The following is an 18084-nucleotide window of genomic DNA, read 5'->3' as shown; positions in this document are numbered from 1 at the left end:
TATAATAACACTCGTAGCACAAAGAAAGTTATAACGATTACAATCGGCAACAATGTGGTGTTGCAGTGTTGCTTATAAATTTTGAGAAGAAATATGAAAAGTATAGGTTTATATGAATGAGGGAAAGTGAGTGAAACACATGGAAAAGTTTGCGAACCATTTTGGATATAATCGTATGTTTGCGAAAGATCAACTTACGTTAGGAGTTCACATTCCGATTGAAAATTATCAGTTTCATGCTCCAACGATGGAAAAACAAGTAGAGTTAGTACAAAAAGCGGAACAATACGGTTTTACAGGTGTATGGCTTCGCGATGTATTGCTGCAAGACCCTGATTTTGGTGATCCTGCAACAGGTCAAATTTACGATATGATGATTTATTTGACGTATTTAGCAAGCAAGACAGAGAAAATCGCATTTGGAACGTCGGCAACAGTGTTGTCACTTCGTCATCCATTGCGTGTAGCAAAAGAAATTGCTACATTAGATCAACTATTTCCAGAAAGAATTATGCTTGGCGTTTCATCCGGTGACAGACGTGCCGATTTCAAAGCGTTAGGTGTTAGTCATGAAACACGAGGTGAAAAGTTTAGAGAAGCATTTGCTTACTTGGAAGAAATTTTGTATAAAAACTTCCCGTCTATCCAGTCGACACTAGGAGAAGTTCATGGTGCGAATTTAGTTCCAAAACCGTCTAAACGTGTTCCAACCTTTATTACAGGTTTTAGTCAGCAAAATATGGAATGGTTTGCTGAACATGGAGATGGATGGATGTATTATCCACGTAGTCCGGTGCATCAGGCGGGAGCAATTGGACAATGGAGAGAACTAGTAGAGGATTATCATCCAGCTGTATTCAAACCATTTATCCAACCGATGCATTTAGATTTATCTGAAGATCCAAATGAACGTCCTACACCGATACGTTTAGGTTACCGTACAGGGCGTAAGGCACTAATTGAATTACTTGATATATATAAAAGTATTGGTGTGAATCATTTATTCCTTGCTCTATTTGATGGTCAACGTCCAGCTGACGAAGTATTGGATGAGCTAGGAGAAGAAGTGCTACCGCATTTCCCAGCCTTGTAAAGGAGTGAAAAGAATGAAAGCAATAGGACTTATGCAATATGGAGATAAAAGTGTACTACAAGAGATTGAAATGCAGACACCGCTATTGGAAGACAACGATGTACTGATTGAAGTATATGCAGCTGGTGTAAATCCTGTGGATTGGAAAATACGTGAGGGTTTACTTCAAGACGTAATTTCTTATGACTTCCCGCTCGTTTTAGGATGGGATGTTGCAGGTGTAGTTGCTGCTATAGGAAAAAACGTAACAGTATGTAAAGTGGGGGATGAAGTATATAGTCGTCCAGATATTGAACGAAATGGTACGTATGCAGAGTACGTGGCAGTAGATGAGAAGTATGTAGCGAAAAAACCGAGAAATCTATCTTTTGAGGAAGCGGCATCAATCCCTCTAGTAGGTTTGACAAGTTGGCAAAGTTTAGTGAAATTCGCTAATGTTCAAAAGGGTAATAAGGTTTTAATTCATGCTGGATCTGGCGGGATAGGTACGTTTGCTATTCAACTAGCGAAAAGTTTCGGTGCATATGTTGCAACTACGACTAGTACGAAAAACATGCAATTTGTAAAGGATCTAGGCGCTGATACTGTCGTCGATTACAAAACGGAAGACTTTTCTTTGCTTTTGCATAATTACAATATTGTATTTGATGTGTTAGGTGGGGATGTACTAAAGAATAGTTATAAAGTACTTGCACCAAATGGAAAGTTAGCGTCTATTTATGGTCCGAAAGGTATGAAAATTCCGCAAACCGAGATATCAAGAGAGAAAAATATTGAGAGTGACCATATATTTACTGAACCTAACGGATATGAACTTTCTCTTATTACAGAATTAATTGAGAGCGGGAAGATTAAACCTGTTGTCACGCATGTGTTGCCTTTACATGTAGAAGGTGTAAAAAAAGCACACCACATAAGTGAGTCAGAACGTGCTCTTGGGAAAATTGTATTGAAGAAACATTGGTAAAGTATGAGGTTTTAGAGACAGTATTGTGCTAAGTAGCGAATGAACTTATATATTCTATTCTAGCAATTGTTTTAAAAGGGAGAGAACAAATGGATTCAATGACATTTCTTTTACCCCGCATTAACAGGCAGTAAGACCCCCACCTCAAAATTCAGCGATATCATAGAAGTTAGGTGGGGGCAACTGCCTGTAAAAGCCCGATTGGTTCAACTAATAATCAGTGGGGATGAACAAAACCCCCACTGATTAAAGTTTCACTTTATCCGGAGCGACAGGGGATTTAGCGAAACGCAAAATTTATCCTGCTTTATATAAGCTATTTAGTAATCAAAATATACCACAATCTATTTCGATTATCGGTATCGGCAGAAGGGTAATGTCAGATGTGGAATTTCAAACAAAGGTAGAACAATCCCTTGCTACATTTTCTAGAAGATCTACTGATGATGAATTAGGAGTAGAAGAATTTATTAGCACATTTCGTTATTGTCAATTAAATACAGCGAATATAGAGGACTATCAAGATTTGTTGCGTCTTGTAAAGAGGCGTGAAACAGAATTAAACATTCCTGAAAACCGCATGTTTTACCTATCTGTTATACCAGAAGTATTTGATGTCATTGCTTTAAATATTAAGGAAAGTGGATTGTGGGCTACAAAAGGATTGAACCGTCTTATTATAGAGAAGCCTTTTGGTTATCATGTAACGTCTGCTCGTGAGTTTAATGGAAAAATGATTGAAGATTTTGATGAAACTGACATTTGTTATATCAATCATTATCTTTGAAAATGAATGGTAATTAGGAATACACTTAGAAAAGCATTACGAAATAAATAGTATGTAATGCAAGACATTTTTATTGACGATAATAATTTATATGGTTAATATACTAGACATAAGATTATTTAATTACTAAAAGTAATCGAATATACATTTGTTTGTTGGGTTCGATAAATAAGTAATCTGTGGTAGAAGTGCTTTGAATTGCCACTATTAATATTGGGGACAATTAGAAAGCGAAAGGTATAAAAGGAATTGGAATTTGATAACTCTTTGTTTTTTTATAAAAACAGGGGCTTCTGTACAATTCATTTTTAAAATATTGACAAGGATTATACAACAAGAGGGGGACTGAAATTGGAATCAATGACCTTTGTTTTATTTGGAGCGACAGGGGACTTAGCGAAACGCAAAATTTACCCCGCACTATATAACTTATATAGAGATCAAAAGCTTCCAAAGCAAATATCCGTTATCGGGCTTGGAAGACGTCAAGTATCTCACGAAGATTTTCAAGAAAGAATAAAAGAATCAATAGAGACGTTTTCTCGTCAGAGGGAAGAAGGTACTCCGGAACTGAAAGGTTTTTTAGATAATTTTCGCTATTGTCCATTAGATGTCAGTAAGCCGGAAGACTATGAGAGATTATTACAAGTCGTTCGTGAAAGGGAAGAAGAACTACATATAAAAGGTAATAGAATGTTCTATCTTTCAGTTGCTCCTGAATTTTTCGAGACGATTGCTTTAAATATTAAGGAAAGCGGACTTGATAAAACAGATGGATGGAAACGCCTGATGATTGAGAAACCGTTTGGGCACGACCTTGCATCTGCTCGTGAGCTGAATGATAAGCTTAGTCGCACGTTTGAAGAAGACGAGATATACCGTATTGATCATTATTTAGGTAAACCGATGATTCAAAACCTTGAAGCGCTAGAATTTGCAAATCCTGTTCTCCAGTCGATTTGGAATAAAGAACATATAGCGAATGTACAAATCACAGCTAGTGAAACAGTTGGGGTTGAAGAAAGGGCAGGATATTATGACCAGGCAGGAGCCATTCGAGATATGGTTCAAAATCATATGTTACAAATATTAATGATGACTGCTATGAATCTGCCGGAAAAGGTTAATGCATGTGAAATTCGAGAGGAAAAGCGAAAGGTAATGGAGACGCTTCGTAAAGTGAAAAAAGAAGACGTTCAAAACCATATCGTTCGCGGTCAATACGTTTCAGGAGAAATAAAAGGCGGACAAGTTGTAGCGTATAAAGAGGAGCCAGGAGTAAATCCTTCTTCTAACATAGACACATTTGTTGCTGCTCGCCTGTGGATCGATAATCCATTTTGGACTGGCGTTCCATTTTATATACGAACAGGAAAACGAATGAAAGAAAAGTCTACTCGTATTGTAATCGAATTTAAAAATACGTTAAAACAGCAATATCAAGATAGTAATCCAAATGCAGCACCTAACTTATTAATAATTGAAATTAGTCCAGGTGAGAACGTTTCATTACAGTTAAATAGTAAAAATCCATTGAAAAATGGAGAAATTGAACCGATGCGTATTAACTTTACTTGTGAGCAAGCGGATGTGGGAGTACCTGAAGCGTATGAAAGACTCATTCATGATGCGGTGAGTGGAGACGCTACATTCTTTGCACATTGGAGAGAAGTTGAATTGTCATGGGAATGGGTACAACCAATTCTTGAAGCATTCGAGGAGAACTTATTACCACTTCATGAATATGAGTCTGGTTCATATGGTCCAGATGCGTCTAATGAATTATTGCAAGAAAGTGGATTTAAATGGTGGTTAGATCAAGAGACGGAAAAATAAGTACTTTCTTTCATGAAAGCATGTAGGGGGACGATTACTATGACACAAAACATAAATCAATTAGCAGTGAATACAATTCGTACATTATCAATTGATGCTATTAATGCGGCAAATTCAGGTCATCCAGGTCTTCCGATGGGAGCAGCACCGATGGCTTATGCATTATGGGCGAATCATTTAAATCACAATCCTAATCATCCGAAATGGTTTAACCGTGATCGATTCGTTTTATCAGCGGGACACGGATCGAGCCTACTGTATAGCTTACTTCATTTAGCTGGATATGACGTTTCAATTGATGACTTGAAAAACTTCAGAAAGTTAAATAGTAAAACACCAGGACATCCTGAGTTTGGTCATACTCCTGGAGTTGAAGCGACGACAGGCCCGTTAGGACAAGGGATTGCTAATGCTGTCGGAATGGCAATGGCAGAAGCGCATTTAGCAGCGAAGTTCAATAAGGATGGTCACTCTATTATAGATCACAATACGTACGCTTTAGTCGGAGATGGTGACTTAATGGAGGGTGTCGCTTATGAAGCGATGTCAATGGCAGGACATATGAAACTTGGCAAGTTAATTGTACTGTATGATTCAAATGAAATTTCACTTGATGGTGAATTAGGCATTGCTTTCTCTGAAGATATTCAGAAAAGGGCAGAATCTGTACATTGGCAATATGTAAGAGTTGAAGATGGAAACGATGTCGATGCTATTACAAAAGCTATTCAATCAGCGAAAGAAAATACGGATCAACCTACTCTTATAGAAATTAGAACCATTATAGGTTATGGAAGTCCAAAAGTTGCTGGAACGAACAAAGCACATGGTAATCCGCTTGGAGTAGAAGAAGCGACAGCGACAAAACAAGTGTATGGTTGGCACTATGAGGAAGACTTCTTTGTGCCTGAAGAAGTAACAGCTCATTTTAATGAACTGAAACAAAAAGGTATTGAAAAAGAAAATGACTGGAATGAGCAGTTCAACTCATACAGAGAGTCGAATCCTGCGCTAGCAGATGAATTAGAAAAAGCGATTACAGGTGATGTTTTAATTGAAGCGAAAGACATTCTATCTTTTGATACTGAAAAAACGATTTCCACTCGTGTTGCAAGTGGGGAAGCTATTAATCATTATGTGAAATCGATTCCTTCTATTTTCGGTGGAAGTGCGGATCTTTCTCATTCTACGATGACAGATATAAAAGGTGAAGCAGTATATGCAGTAGAATCATATGCTGGACGAAATATATACTTCGGTGTACGTGAACATGCAATGGGCGCGGCAGCGAATGGACTGGCTCTCCACGGAGGAGTAAAACCTTTCGTAAGTACATTCTTTGTATTTAATGATTACCTTCGTCCATCGATTCGACTGGCTGCACTGCAAAATTTACCTGTTACTTACGTATTTACACATGATTCGATTGCTGTAGGAGAAGATGGTCCAACGCATGAACCAATTGAACAATTGGCAGCGCTTCGAGCAATTCCTGGTTTAACAGTTATCCGTCCGTCAGATGCAAATGAAACAGCAAGTGCTTGGGCGTATGCTTTACAGCAAACGGATGGTCCAGTCGTTTTAGTACTGAGCCGTCAAAATTTACCGGTGTTTAATGAAACGAAAGCGAACATAGAGAATCTCTCTAAAGGAGCTTACGTATTAACACAAACAAATGAAAATCCGGATGTAATTTTAATTGCGACAGGTTCTGAAGTATCCTTAGCTGCTAGTGCGAAAGCAAAATTAGAAGAAGAACAAGTTTCTGTTCGCATCGTTGCAATGCCGAGCTGGGAGTTATTCGATCGCCAATCGAACGAATATAAAGAATCCGTTCTTCCGTCTTCTATAACGAAACGAGTATCTCTTGAGATGGGTGTATCTCTCGGGTGGGAACGTTATGTAGGACAAGAAGGAAAAGTACTATCAATTGAAACATTTGGAGCTTCAGGAACTGGAACTGAAGTCATGAATCTATTTGGATTTACGACAGAAAATGTTGTTCAAATTACAAAAAATGTGTTGAATTCTTAAGCTATGACTGTGAATACCTTTCTGTACATACTAACATTTCAGTGCTGAAAGGTATTCCAGATTGTAGTGATATGGATTTTTAATAAAAGATGATTTGAGGAGGAATTATATTATGCAAGTAGGATTAATTGGGTTAGGTAAAATGGGATTAAATTTAGGGAAAAATTTAATGGATCATAAACATGAAGTAGTAGCATTTGATTTAAATACGAGCGCAGTAGAAGAAATGAAAGAGTACGGGGCAACGGGTACATCTAGTTTAAGTGAACTTGTTCAGTCATTACAATCACCAAGAATTCTTTGGGTAATGGTACCACACGCTGTTGTTGATTCTGTTATTGATGAGGTTACACCACTTTTATCAAAAGGAGATATTCTAATTGAAGCTGGTAATTCACATTATAAAGAGTCTATCCGCCGATATGAGCAATTAAAGGAAGATGGCATTCACTTTATGGATGCAGGAACTTCTGGTGGAATGGAAGGCGCTCGTAATGGTGCTTGTTACATGATCGGAGGAGATCAAGAAGCTTGGGACATCGTTGAACCTATCTTCCGCGATACTGCTGTAGAAAATGGATTCTTATATGCTGGAAAAGCTGGTAGTGGTCACTTCTTAAAAATGGTTCATAACGGAATTGAATACGGTATGATGGCTGCTATTGGTGAAGGATTTGAGATTCTAGAGAAAAGTGAATTTGACTACGATTATGAAAAAGTATCAAGAGTATGGAACAACGGTTCAGTCATTCGTTCTTGGTTAATGGAATTAACAGAAAATGCATTTTCTAAAGATGCAAAACTGGATGAAATTAAGGGTGTTATGCATTCTTCTGGTGAAGGAAAATGGACAGTAGAAACAGCATTAGACCTTCAAACAGCAACTCCTGTTATCGCAATGTCTCTATTAATGCGCTACCGCTCATTAGACAATGATACATTTACAGGAAAAGTTGTAGCAGCTCTGCGCAATGAATTTGGCGGACATGCAGTAGAAAAGAAATAAAGTGAAACTTTAATAAGTAGGGGCTTTATTCCACATCAATCGGGCTTTTACGGGATAAGCATATTAAACATGTAACTCATCAACGTTTAAAAACTGGAGGGAATTGATCATGAAATTTTTTATTGATACTGCAAATCTTGAGGACATAAAAAAAGCATATAAACTTGGAGTTTTAGCTGGTGTTACAACGAATCCTTCTTTAGTAGCAAAAGAGGGCGTTAAGTTTGAAGACCGTATCGCAGAAATTTGTCAGGCAGTACCTAAAGTTGAGTCTGTTTCGGCAGAAGTAACGCCAGATGCTGTTACAGCTGAAGAAATGATTGCTCAAGCAGAAGAATTAATTAAAATTAACGGTGGCGATAAAAACGTCACGATAAAACTTCCAATGACGCTAGCAGGATTAGAAGCTTGTCGCTATCTTACTGAAAAAGGTGTGAAAACGAACGTTACACTTATTTTCACTGTGAACCAAGCACTTTTAGCTGCTCGAGCAGGTGCAACGTATGTTTCTCCATTTTTAGGACGCTTAGATGATATTTCTGAAGATGGTGTACTATTAGTTGCTAAAATTGCTGAATTATTCGATGTTCATCAATTAGATACACAAATTATTGCGGCTTCTGTCAGACATCCAGATCATGTAACTCGTGTAGCGATGGCAGGTGCTCACATTGCAACAATCCCTTATAAAGTAATCGAGCAACTTGCTATGCACCCATTAACAGATCAAGGTATTGAGAAGTTTGCTGCGGATTGGGCGAAAGCTCCTAAATTATAATGTATAAAAGTGAAGGGGCTTGCTGAAAATTGCTTTTCATGAGAGGACAAATTCTAAGTAACTTCATCGTTTAAACTGGATCCCGAGTTTGTAGTCTTACTATGTGAAAACAGCAAGAGAAGAAAGCGTCATTCACTTTTAAAAAAGGAAAATTTGCTTACGCGAAGCGTTTATCACAATGACATTATAATTATGAAAGAGAAATCCCCTTATCAGAGAGATGAGTTAAAGTATATCTCTGATAAGGGAGATTCTTTTTGTATAAATCATTATGATGTGAGGATGCTTTTAAGTGCATATCAATATGTAAAGCTATCTTTTACTCAAGTAAGAACTATATAGGTTCTTTTCATTATATAGTAATTATGAAAGGGTTTACATAAAGGGGGATTAAGTATGAATATGTACCTTTTAATGATTACATTATTATCAATTGTAATTGTTATTTTAGGGGTTTCGTGGTGGAGATGGCATGCGTTTATTAGTTTAACGGTTGCAAGTTTGTTTTTAGCAATTATGTCTGGAATGCCAATGGATAAAATAGTGAGTGCTTATGAAACGGGAGTTGGGAGTGTTCTCGGGCATTTAGTAGGTATTTTAGTTTTAGGTACAATTTTAGGGAAAATGATGGCAGAGTCAGGTGCTGGAATGCAAGTGGCAGAGTTCTTTATTAAATCCTTTGGGATAAAAAACTTACCGTGGGCTATGTTAATTGCAGGTTTTATTATTGGAATTCCGGTGTTTTTTGAAGTAGGTATTTTAATATTGTTGCCGTTAGTAATTTCAATTCATAAAACTACGAAACAAAATATTTTATTGATAGCGTTACCAGCAATTGCTGGGCTATCTGTCGTACACGGCCTTGTTCCGCCGCATCCAGGGGCAATTGTAGCAATTGGTATTTATAAAGCGAATCTTGGGAAGGTACTATTGTATTCACTCATTATTACATTTTTTGCAGCGATTGTTGCAGGTCCTATATTTGCGAAATGGATTCATAAACGTGTAATTCCTGAAAATGAGCCAGAATTGATTCGTGTAAATACAAAATCAACGAAATTACCAGGAATAGGAGTTTCATTTTTAGTTATTTTGTTACCTGTTATGTTAATGGTTTTAGCTGCAGCGGCTCCTTATGTTCCACTTTCTACTACTTTGATGAAGATTATCACATTAATCGGTAGTCCTATCATTGCGTTATTGATTGCATGTTTTGCAGCGTTTTATTTTCTTGGATTTCGTCAAGGTATCGATAAAAAGGCTATTAAGAAGGTAACAGAAGATAGCTTATTACCAATCGGTTCAATTGTTGCGATTATTGGTGCCGGCGGGGGATTTAAGCAAATTCTTATCGATAGTGGTGTAGGCAATGCTATTGCTCAAATGTCTGAGCATTTAGCTCTATCTCCAATTGTATTAGCATTTATAGTAGCAGGACTAATTCGAATTGCGACAGGGTCAGCGACAGTCGCTTTAACAACAGCAGCAGGCATCGTTTCACCAATCATTGAAAATACGACAGGTGTGAATTTAGAGTTGCTCGTCATTGCAACAGGTGCAGGAGCATTAATGTTTTCACACGTAAACGATGCTGGGTTCTGGATGGTAAAAGAATACTTAGGTTTAACAGTGAAAGAAACATTTAAAACATGGACTGTATTAGAAACGTTACTTTCATTTATCGCTTTTGGAGGAGTTTTACTACTCGATATGTTTGTTTAAGATAAAGATGTTTCTATTTAGATAATTGTGGCATACAACGTTATCAATAGATAAAAGGTATGTATTTTTATGGTGGGATACTGTAACAATTTTTTGTTAGGAGGAAGAAATGGTGAGCTCAAAATATATGGTTGGTGTAGACATTGGGACAACTAGTACAAAATCAGTTCTATTTTCTACTGATGGATCTGTTATTGCTAGTCATGGAATTGAATATCCTTTATATTCTCCTACGCCTGAAACAGCGGAACAAGACCCAGAAGAAATTTTTCGTGCAGTAATACATACGATTAAAGAAACTGTACGATCAAGTAGTGTACAGCCAAGTGATATTCTTTGTGTCTCTTTTAGTTCGGCAATGCATAGTATCATTGCCGTAGATGAAAAGGGAGAGCCGTTAACGAGATGTATCACTTGGGCAGATAATAGAAGTGCAAGCTGGGCGGAGAAAATAAAGAATGATATGAATGGTCATGAAATTTACCTTCGTACTGGGACACCAATTCATCCGATGTCACCACTTTCGAAATTAGTTTGGCTACAGAATGAGCAGGCAGAGTTATTCGCAAAAAGTTATAAATTCATTTCTATTAAAGAATATGTTTTTTACAAGTTATATAAAGAGTATGTAATTGATTATTCTATAGCGTCAGCAACAGGGATGTTTAATTTGAAATCTTTAAAATGGGATGAAGAGGCTTTACATGTTGCGGGAATTACAGATGAAAAGCTTTCAAAGCTTGTTCCAACAACGCACAGTTTAACAGGATTAGATGAAGAGCTTGCCAAAGAGATGAATGTACTTGTTTCTACGCCTTTTGTAGTAGGAGCGAGTGATGGAGTACTATCTAATTTAGGTGTAAATGCAATAGATCCTGGCGTTGTGGCTGTTACAATTGGTACAAGCGGTGCGATTCGTGCTGTAACAAATCGTCCTGTAACAGATCCAAAAGGGAGAATCTTTTGTTATGCGTTAACTGAAGACCATTGGGTAATCGGTGGACCAGTGAATAATGGCGGTATGATTTTCAGATGGGCTCGTGACCAATTGGGTACTTCAGAGATTGAACTTGCGAAGCGTTTAGGGAAAGATCCATATGAAGTACTTACTGAAATAGCAGCAAAAGTGAATCCTGGATCTGACGGTTTATTGTTTCACCCGTATTTAGCAGGGGAAAGAGCTCCTTTATGGAATGCAAATGCACGAGGATCTTTCTTTGGACTCGGATTGCATCATAAGAAAGAACATCTTATCCGTGCTGTTTTAGAAGGAGTAATTTATAATTTATATACGGTTCTTCTCGCTTTAAAAGAGTTAATTGGCGAACCGAAAAAAATTCAAGCGACAGGCGGCTTTGCAAGGTCGGAACTTTGGAGACAGATGATGGCGGACATCTTCCATCAAGACGTATATGTTCCGGAAAGTTTCGAAAGCTCTTGCTTAGGAGCTGCAATCCTCGGTTTATATAGTCTAGGTGAAGTAGATACGTTGCATGTAGTTTCTGAAATGGTAGGTGCAGATTTCCATCATGAGCCAAACATGGAAAGTGTGGAAAAATATAAAGATTTAACGCCAATCTATATCCGTCTGTCCCGTCAATTGGAAGAAGAATATGAAAGTATAGCAGCGTATCAAAAAAAGTGGGTTTAAAAGCTATTTACCAAGAAAATATGGTAACGTATAAAGAGGTACTCCGATTTTTTAGGATATTCTTTCAACATAAAATATTTTAAGAAGCATGATGAACGAAAAATATAGGGAGAGAGGGTTATGAAAATGAAGGATAACAAAGAGTTTATTGGATATGTTGGAACTTACACGAAAGAAAATAGCGAAGGAATATATAAGTTTACTTTAGACACAGAAGCAAAAAAAATTAGTAATGTAACACTTGCCGCTAAGCTGGATAACCCTACATATGTAACGATTAACCGAAATAATGAATATCTCTATTCCGTTGTTAAGGAAGGCGAATCTGGCGGTGTAGCTGCGTATTCCATTGATAGTCATACTGGAGAACTAAAAGCGAAAAATAGACAAGTAGTAGAAGGTGCTTCTCCTTGTCATATTAGTGTTGATAGGGGAAATCATACAGTAGTTACAGCGAATTACCATAAAGGAACGATTGAGTCTTTTGAAATAAATGAAGAAAATGGAACTGTAAATCCTGCTTCATCTATTATGGCACATGAAGGTTCAGGTCCGAATAAAGAAAGACAAGAAAAACCACATGCACATTACGCGGGGTACACTCCTGATGAAAAATATGTAGTGGGCGTTGATTTAGGGATAGATAAAATAATTACGTATGAAGTAAAAGATAGTACATTAACAGAAGTGAATCGTTTATCTGTAAATCCAGGAAGTGGTCCAAGACATATTACTTTTCATCCGAATGGAAAGTATGCATATGTGATGACGGAGCTTAGTTCAGAGGTTATTGTGTTAACCTATAATCCTGCAGAAGGATCCTTTACAGAATTACAGTATATTTCTGCTGTTCCAGAAGAGTTTGATGAAAATAATCAAGGAAGTGCGATTCATATTTCTTCTGACGGCCGTTTTGTATATGCAGGTAATCGTGGTCATAATAGTATCGCTGTTTATAGCGTAGATCAAAGTTCAGGTCAGCTTACATTTGTTGAACACACATCTACAGAAGGAAATTGGCCAAGAGACTTTGTATTAGATCCTACTGAAAAGTTCCTTGTTGCTACAAATGAAAAGTCACATAATCTTGTGTTATTTTCAAGAGATGAATCTACAGGTAAGTTAACACTTTTACAATCTGATGTTGCTGTGCCAGAGCCTGTTTGTGTGAAGTTTTTAAATATATAATTTCAGATGCCTAAACAAAAGCAAAGCGATATCGCTTTGCTTTTTATTGTTTCTTTTTTGGCCTACGTACTAATTCGCCGCCGCAGTTTGGACAAACGTTATGTCTTTCTTCTGTACATGGTGCGCAAAATGTACATTCATATACACAAATGTATGCTTCAGAATTTTGTTCGAGCGATTGATCGCAAATTTGACAGTTTGTTTTCATTTCTAGTGCCATAATAAGTCTCCTTTTTAGTTAGAAAATTTATAATTTAATTATAATTCATTAAATAGAAATAGTCCTTTTCAATTGAAAGGAAATCGAATGATAAAGTTATGAATTGAAACGAAAGATGCTGGTTTATTTTAAAATTGATTATTTATTACAGTTGGAATATTATGAAATAGTCAAAAGACAACAGGGGGTATAGATTTTGACTAATCATAACGATCATTTAAAAGCAAACTGCGAAAAATGCTTCGGTCTATGTTGCGTTGCATTACCGTTTGCAGCATCGGTAGATTTTGCAGTGAATAAAGATGGTGGTAAACCATGTTCCAACTTACAATCAGATTTTAAATGTAGTATACATAAAAATCTTAGAGGAAAAGGTTATAAAGGTTGTACAGTATTTGAATGTTTCGGTGCTGGGCAGAAGATTTCTCAGGGTACGTTTAAAGGGATTGATTGGAGGAAAGATGCAAAGCATGCAAGAAAAATGTACGATGCTTTTCCGGTTATGCATCAACTTCATGAAATGCTTTGGTATTTGAATGAAGCGATTCTTTTAAAGGCAACACAGCCAATTCATAAAGAGCTAGAGACCGCAATTGAGGAGACAGAGCGACTTTCGAATTTAAATCCAGATGAGTTAATGAAAATAAATGTTCCAATGCATAGGGCAGAGGTGAACATTCTTCTTTTAGAAACGAGCGAATTAGTATGGAAGGAAATGAATACTGCGCGTAAGAAACGAATCATTCACCGCGGAGCAGACCTTATGGGAGCGAATCTGAAAAAGAAAAATTTACAAGGTGCAAATTTAAGAGGAGCTTACTTAATTGCGGCTAACTTAAATGGTGCAGATTTAAGAGGAGCAGATCTCATCGGAGCAGATTTGCGAGATGCAGATATTCGCGGGGCTGATTTTACTAATAGTATTTTTCTGACGCAAGTTCAAGTTAATGCTGCTAGAGGGGACAAACATACGAAATTACCGAAATTATTGTCTCGTCCATCGCATTGGAGTGCGTAAAGAGTGAGGAGTATTTAGTGTAGATATATTTCAGTATTTAGAAGAGATGCAAGAGGATGTCTTTTCGTTAGCAGTAGAGCAAATAGAAGCGAAGTATTATGATATTTGTTGCATGTTGGCGTCTACAGAATATGCAGAACGAATTAAAGTAATTGATGTAGAGTCATATAAGGTAAGTATTCGAGTAGGTTTGGATGCAGCTGTAGAAATGGCTACTAATGAAGAAGCAAAAGCGATTTATTTTGAGTATGACCTTGATAACGAGTGGACTAGTCAGTTTTATATTTGTGAGGAGTATGCTCCACTTGAAGAAGAGGATGATGATTGGGCTTCTGAATGGACATATGATGTTGAGGGACCGGAGTCTGTAGAATTAGCGGATATGTATAATGAAAATGGCTTTGACACAAGTGAAAAAGCAATCGGTATCACTTTATATTTAATTGCTAAAACGCTGTGTAGTTTTATAAGTGTACGTAGTGAAGTGCAAAATAATATACCGATTTGTATTGGTTTTCACGACCAAGATCCAATAATGCGAACAGGCAGAGACTAAGAATCTCTGCCTGCTTTTTATTTCTTTTCAAAAGTAGTAATTAAAACGCTACATATAATAAGAATACCACCAATAAAAAAGTTACTATTTAATGTTTCATTTAATAAGAGCCAACCAAGTAACGATCCAACGATAGGTTGGAAGAAGAAAAATAAGGAACCTATGCTTGCATCCAGTAATTCTAATCCTTTATTCCAAAGGAAAAAGGCACCTGCTGTTGAGACGATTCCTAAGTATAATACGCCTAATATTACGTACGTATTTACTGTTCCGATAGAGGATGTTTGTAGTTCCCATATCATAAAAGGTGTAATAAAAAAGAGTGAAAAGAAAATTGCGTACGTTGTAATAACTAAGGATGAAAATTGGATTGAAGCGATTTTTACATAAATAGATAGTAAAGCCCACGTAATAGCGGCTCCAACTAAAATGATTGTTCCAATAAAATAGGAGCCAATTTCAATATCCCATCCGATTACGATAATGACACCGATTGTCGCTATTATAGTAGATAAAAGTCTACGAGCAGTTAGTTTTTCTTTCAAAATGAGCGCTGCAAATATAACCATAAATGCAGGTGTAGCTGATGTAACTAACGAGCCTGTATGAGCGTCGGATAATTTTGTTCCGATAAATTGGCATGTGATCGAAATGAAATAGCCGATAAATCCAATCCAAGCGAATAGGAGCCAATCTTTTTTGCGAATGGTTACTTTTTTCTTTTGCTTTTTCTCAGCTAGTTTCAAAATGCCATATAAAACAACAAAAGCGATAATAAAGCGTAGCCAAACGAGTGTTAGTGGTGGAATGAAATCGAGTACGTATTTGCTAACAACATACATACCGCCCCATATACTTGCTGCTAGTGATAAGCATATAGCTCCTAAAATTGTTTGTTTCATTTGAAGTACCTCCGTCTATTTTTAGGGTAATATGAGTTCCCTAAGACGAGGCATAGTGTATGTGTTATAAGCCCGTCTTAGTTTATAGACGGCCTACAGGTTGATCGTTTTCGAATGAAGTGTTGTAGTACATGAGTGCATTCCTCCTTCATAATTTTATAATGATATTATAACTTAATTTTCAGTTTATTGTACTGAGTTAATTTTTTAGAAATAGAACGATATGTTCTAAAATAAGAAAAATTGAAAAGAACAGGTGATTTCATAAATATATTTGGCTAGCACGTAATTAATGAAATTTAATAATTTAATTATATAAGTAAAACCATATTCTATAAGTTTAAGAAAATATATTAAGTTGTGTATAAATTGTGAATAATAAACCGTCACGTTTGACTGTACAGTTTATGTATTGTATGATGTAAGTAATATAAACAAGGGGGGAAGATCGTTGGGAAGGTGTATCGAATCGGACAGTTGGCTCTCATGGCTCACGTGTCGAAACGAACGATTGATTATTATACGAATCTAGGTATCTTAAAAGCGGAGCGATCTCAATCTAATTATCGCTATTACGACGAAACAGCATTTGAGACATTACAATTTATTGAGAAGTGCAAAGAAATGCATATGCCGCTTTGTGAGATTAAAGAGAAAATCGAGGAGAAGAAGAAGCTGCTCGGTATCAATGAACACGTTTCGAAACAAGTGAATGAAGTGACAGACCATATTCATCGATTAGAAGTGGAGCTTACTGAGTTAAAACCGCTTTTAGATGAATTGACTGATTCACAACGTGAAAAAATATCGAAATCTTTATCAGGTCAAACGACAGCTTTAATACAGACACTTGCTCTATTATTATAGAATAAGTGAAATCCGACCTCTTTAATTTTTGTATCGGGCTATGTTTTCTAACAAACAAATAAGAAAACATTATAGTATACAGGAGGTGGACACCTTAGTTTTTTAACTAAGGGGATTCATTGGAAATATTTAATTTAGTCATGGTTGCGATTTTAATCGCATTTACTGGATTTTTCGTAGCAGCAGAGTTTGCGATTGTAAAGATACGTTCAAGCCGTATCGATCAGCTTGTTGCGGAAGGAAAACGCGGTGCTTTAGCAGCGAAAAAGGTAACAACAAATTTAGATGAATATTTATCTGCTTGTCAATTAGGTATTACAGTTACAGCTATGGGATTAGGTTGGTTAGGTGAACCGACAATTGAAAAGTTATTACACCCGTTATTTGAGAAATGGAACTTAAATCCTTCTATTTCATCAGTATTAACATTTGGTCTTGCTTTTATGATTATGACGTATTTACACGTTGTAGTAGGAGAATTAGCTCCAAAAACGATGGCAATTCAAAAGGCTGAAAGGGTAACGTTATTATTGGCAGGTCCATTAATGATGTTCTATAAAGTAATGTATCCATTTATTTGGGTATTGAACGGTTCAGCTCGTGTGATAACTGGTTTATTTGGTTTAAAGCCAGCTTCAGAACATGAAGTAGCTCATACAGAAGAAGAATTACGTCTTATCCTTTCAGATAGCTATGAAAGTGGCGAAATTAATCAAGCTGAATACAAGTATGTAAATAACATTTTTGAATTTGATAATCGTATTGCAAAAGAGATTATGGTACCGCGAACAGAAATCGTTGGTTTCTACCTGGAAGATTCAGTAGAAGAACACATGAAAGTAATCCAAAATGAGCGATATACACGTTATCCGATTTTTGGAGAAGATAAAGATGATATTATCGGTATGGTCAACGTAAAAGATTTCTTTATTCGATATATGACCGAGGATCAAAAAGATTTATCATCTATTCGCTCGTATATGCGTCCGATTATTGAAGTGATGGAAACGACTCCAATTCACGATTTATTACTTCAAATGCAGAAGAAGCGAATTCCGATGGCTGTTTTATATGATGAGTACGGAGGAACAGCCGGAATTGTAACGCTTGAAGATATCTTGGAGGAAATCGTCGGCGAAATTCGTGACGAATATGATGAAGATGAAGCACCGCCAATTCAACATGTGAACGAGCAACATATTATTGTTGATGGAAAAGTGCTTATCTCAGAAGTGAAAGATTTATTTGGATTACACATCGAAGAAGATGATGTGGATACAATCGGTGGATGGATTATGATGCAAAATCATGAAATCGAAGAAGGACAACACGTTGAGGCAGAAGGTTATGAATTTAAAGTGTTAGAAAAAGACGCTTACCAAATTAAACGTGTTGAAATTCGTAAGATGGAACAAGAACAAGAAGAAGAGAAAGCAGCAACTGTGTAAGTTGCTGCTTT

Annotated in this window: 15 protein-coding genes and 1 pseudogene; 14 read left to right on the top strand and 2 right to left on the bottom strand. The window is 36.7% G+C overall.

The window, feature by feature from the left end; all coding sequences use genetic code 11:
- Nucleotides 1–139 precede the first annotated feature (139 nt).
- From ACUL40_RS09130 to ACUL40_RS09085, 10 genes and pseudogenes are all read left to right on the top strand, one after another.
- The gene (locus ACUL40_RS09130; RefSeq protein ID WP_000410336.1) at nt 140–1093 is read left to right on the top strand and encodes an LLM class oxidoreductase; all 954 of its coding nucleotides are present in this window, start codon (nt 140–142) and stop codon (nt 1091–1093) included.
- Between the two features lie 13 nt (nt 1094–1106).
- A complete protein-coding gene (locus ACUL40_RS09125; protein WP_000643794.1) occupies nt 1107–2060 on the top strand; it encodes an NADP-dependent oxidoreductase in 954 nt (317 codons plus the stop codon).
- 250 nt (nt 2061–2310) lie between these two features.
- A pseudogene (locus tag ACUL40_RS09120) lies at nt 2311–2847 on the top strand (glucose-6-phosphate dehydrogenase); the annotation flags it as partial.
- A 351-nt stretch (nt 2848–3198) separates the two neighbouring features.
- Entirely contained in the window at nt 3199–4683 is a 1485-nt protein-coding gene (gene zwf / locus ACUL40_RS09115; protein WP_065212045.1) for a glucose-6-phosphate dehydrogenase, read from the top strand.
- 39 nt (nt 4684–4722) lie between these two features.
- Nucleotides 4723–6717, top strand: coding sequence for a transketolase (tkt, locus tag ACUL40_RS09110; RefSeq protein ID WP_000193012.1), 1995 nt, complete (start codon nt 4723–4725; stop codon nt 6715–6717).
- Between the two features lie 112 nt (nt 6718–6829).
- A complete protein-coding gene (gnd, locus tag ACUL40_RS09105) occupies nt 6830–7723 on the top strand; it encodes a phosphogluconate dehydrogenase (NAD(+)-dependent, decarboxylating) (RefSeq protein ID WP_001195924.1) in 894 nt (297 codons plus the stop codon).
- Nucleotides 7724–7832: 109 nt separating this feature from the next.
- Nucleotides 7833–8501, top strand: a complete 669-nt coding sequence (gene fsa / locus ACUL40_RS09100; protein WP_000667692.1) for a fructose-6-phosphate aldolase — start codon at nt 7833–7835, stop codon at nt 8499–8501.
- Between the two features lie 396 nt (nt 8502–8897).
- Nucleotides 8898–10223 (top strand): gluconate permease GntP, encoded by a 1326-nt coding sequence (gntP, locus tag ACUL40_RS09095; protein WP_065212044.1) that lies wholly within the window; start codon nt 8898–8900, stop codon nt 10221–10223.
- A gap of 109 nt (nt 10224–10332) precedes the next feature.
- Nucleotides 10333–11874: a gluconokinase gene (gene gntK, locus ACUL40_RS09090; protein ID WP_048538065.1), complete on the top strand. Its 1542-nt coding sequence runs from the start codon at nt 10333–10335 to the stop codon at nt 11872–11874.
- A gap of 120 nt (nt 11875–11994) precedes the next feature.
- On the top strand, nt 11995–13062 hold the full coding sequence (locus ACUL40_RS09085) for a lactonase family protein (RefSeq protein ID WP_072770173.1): 1068 nt from the start codon (nt 11995–11997) through the stop codon (nt 13060–13062).
- Between the two features lie 43 nt (nt 13063–13105).
- Here the strand turns inward: ACUL40_RS09085 and ACUL40_RS09080 are convergent, their stop codons facing one another.
- On the bottom strand, nt 13106–13282 hold the full coding sequence (locus tag ACUL40_RS09080) for a DUF1272 domain-containing protein (protein ID WP_001162793.1): 177 nt from the start codon (nt 13280–13282) through the stop codon (nt 13106–13108).
- Nucleotides 13283–13478: 196 nt separating this feature from the next.
- Here ACUL40_RS09080 and ACUL40_RS09075 point away from each other — a divergent pair, with 196 nt between their 5' ends.
- Nucleotides 13479–14300, top strand: a complete 822-nt coding sequence (locus ACUL40_RS09075) for a pentapeptide repeat-containing protein (protein WP_000181430.1) — start codon at nt 13479–13481, stop codon at nt 14298–14300.
- Between the two features lie 46 nt (nt 14301–14346).
- The gene (locus ACUL40_RS09070) at nt 14347–14856 is read left to right on the top strand and encodes a hypothetical protein (protein WP_153596380.1); all 510 of its coding nucleotides are present in this window, start codon (nt 14347–14349) and stop codon (nt 14854–14856) included.
- 17 nt (nt 14857–14873) lie between these two features.
- On the opposite strand, the gene ACUL40_RS09065 is transcribed toward ACUL40_RS09070, so the two are convergent.
- Complete coding sequence (locus tag ACUL40_RS09065) at nt 14874–15758, bottom strand: DMT family transporter (protein WP_326038449.1); 885 nt, start codon at nt 15756–15758, stop codon at nt 14874–14876.
- A gap of 459 nt (nt 15759–16217) precedes the next feature.
- Here ACUL40_RS09065 and ACUL40_RS09060 point away from each other — a divergent pair, with 459 nt between their 5' ends.
- Both ACUL40_RS09060 and ACUL40_RS09055 read left to right on the top strand, forming a co-directional pair.
- Nucleotides 16218–16625: a MerR family transcriptional regulator gene (locus ACUL40_RS09060; protein ID WP_000285639.1), complete on the top strand. Its 408-nt coding sequence runs from the start codon at nt 16218–16220 to the stop codon at nt 16623–16625.
- A 119-nt stretch (nt 16626–16744) separates the two neighbouring features.
- Nucleotides 16745–18073, top strand: coding sequence for a hemolysin family protein (locus tag ACUL40_RS09055; RefSeq protein WP_000402258.1), 1329 nt, complete (start codon nt 16745–16747; stop codon nt 18071–18073).
- Nucleotides 18074–18084 lie beyond the last annotated feature (11 nt).

The sequence above is a fragment of the Bacillus sp. KNSH39 genome (genome assembly GCF_052656585.1).
Note: the sequence above shows the minus strand (reverse complement) of the source record. Positions and strands in the feature narration are given on the sequence as shown.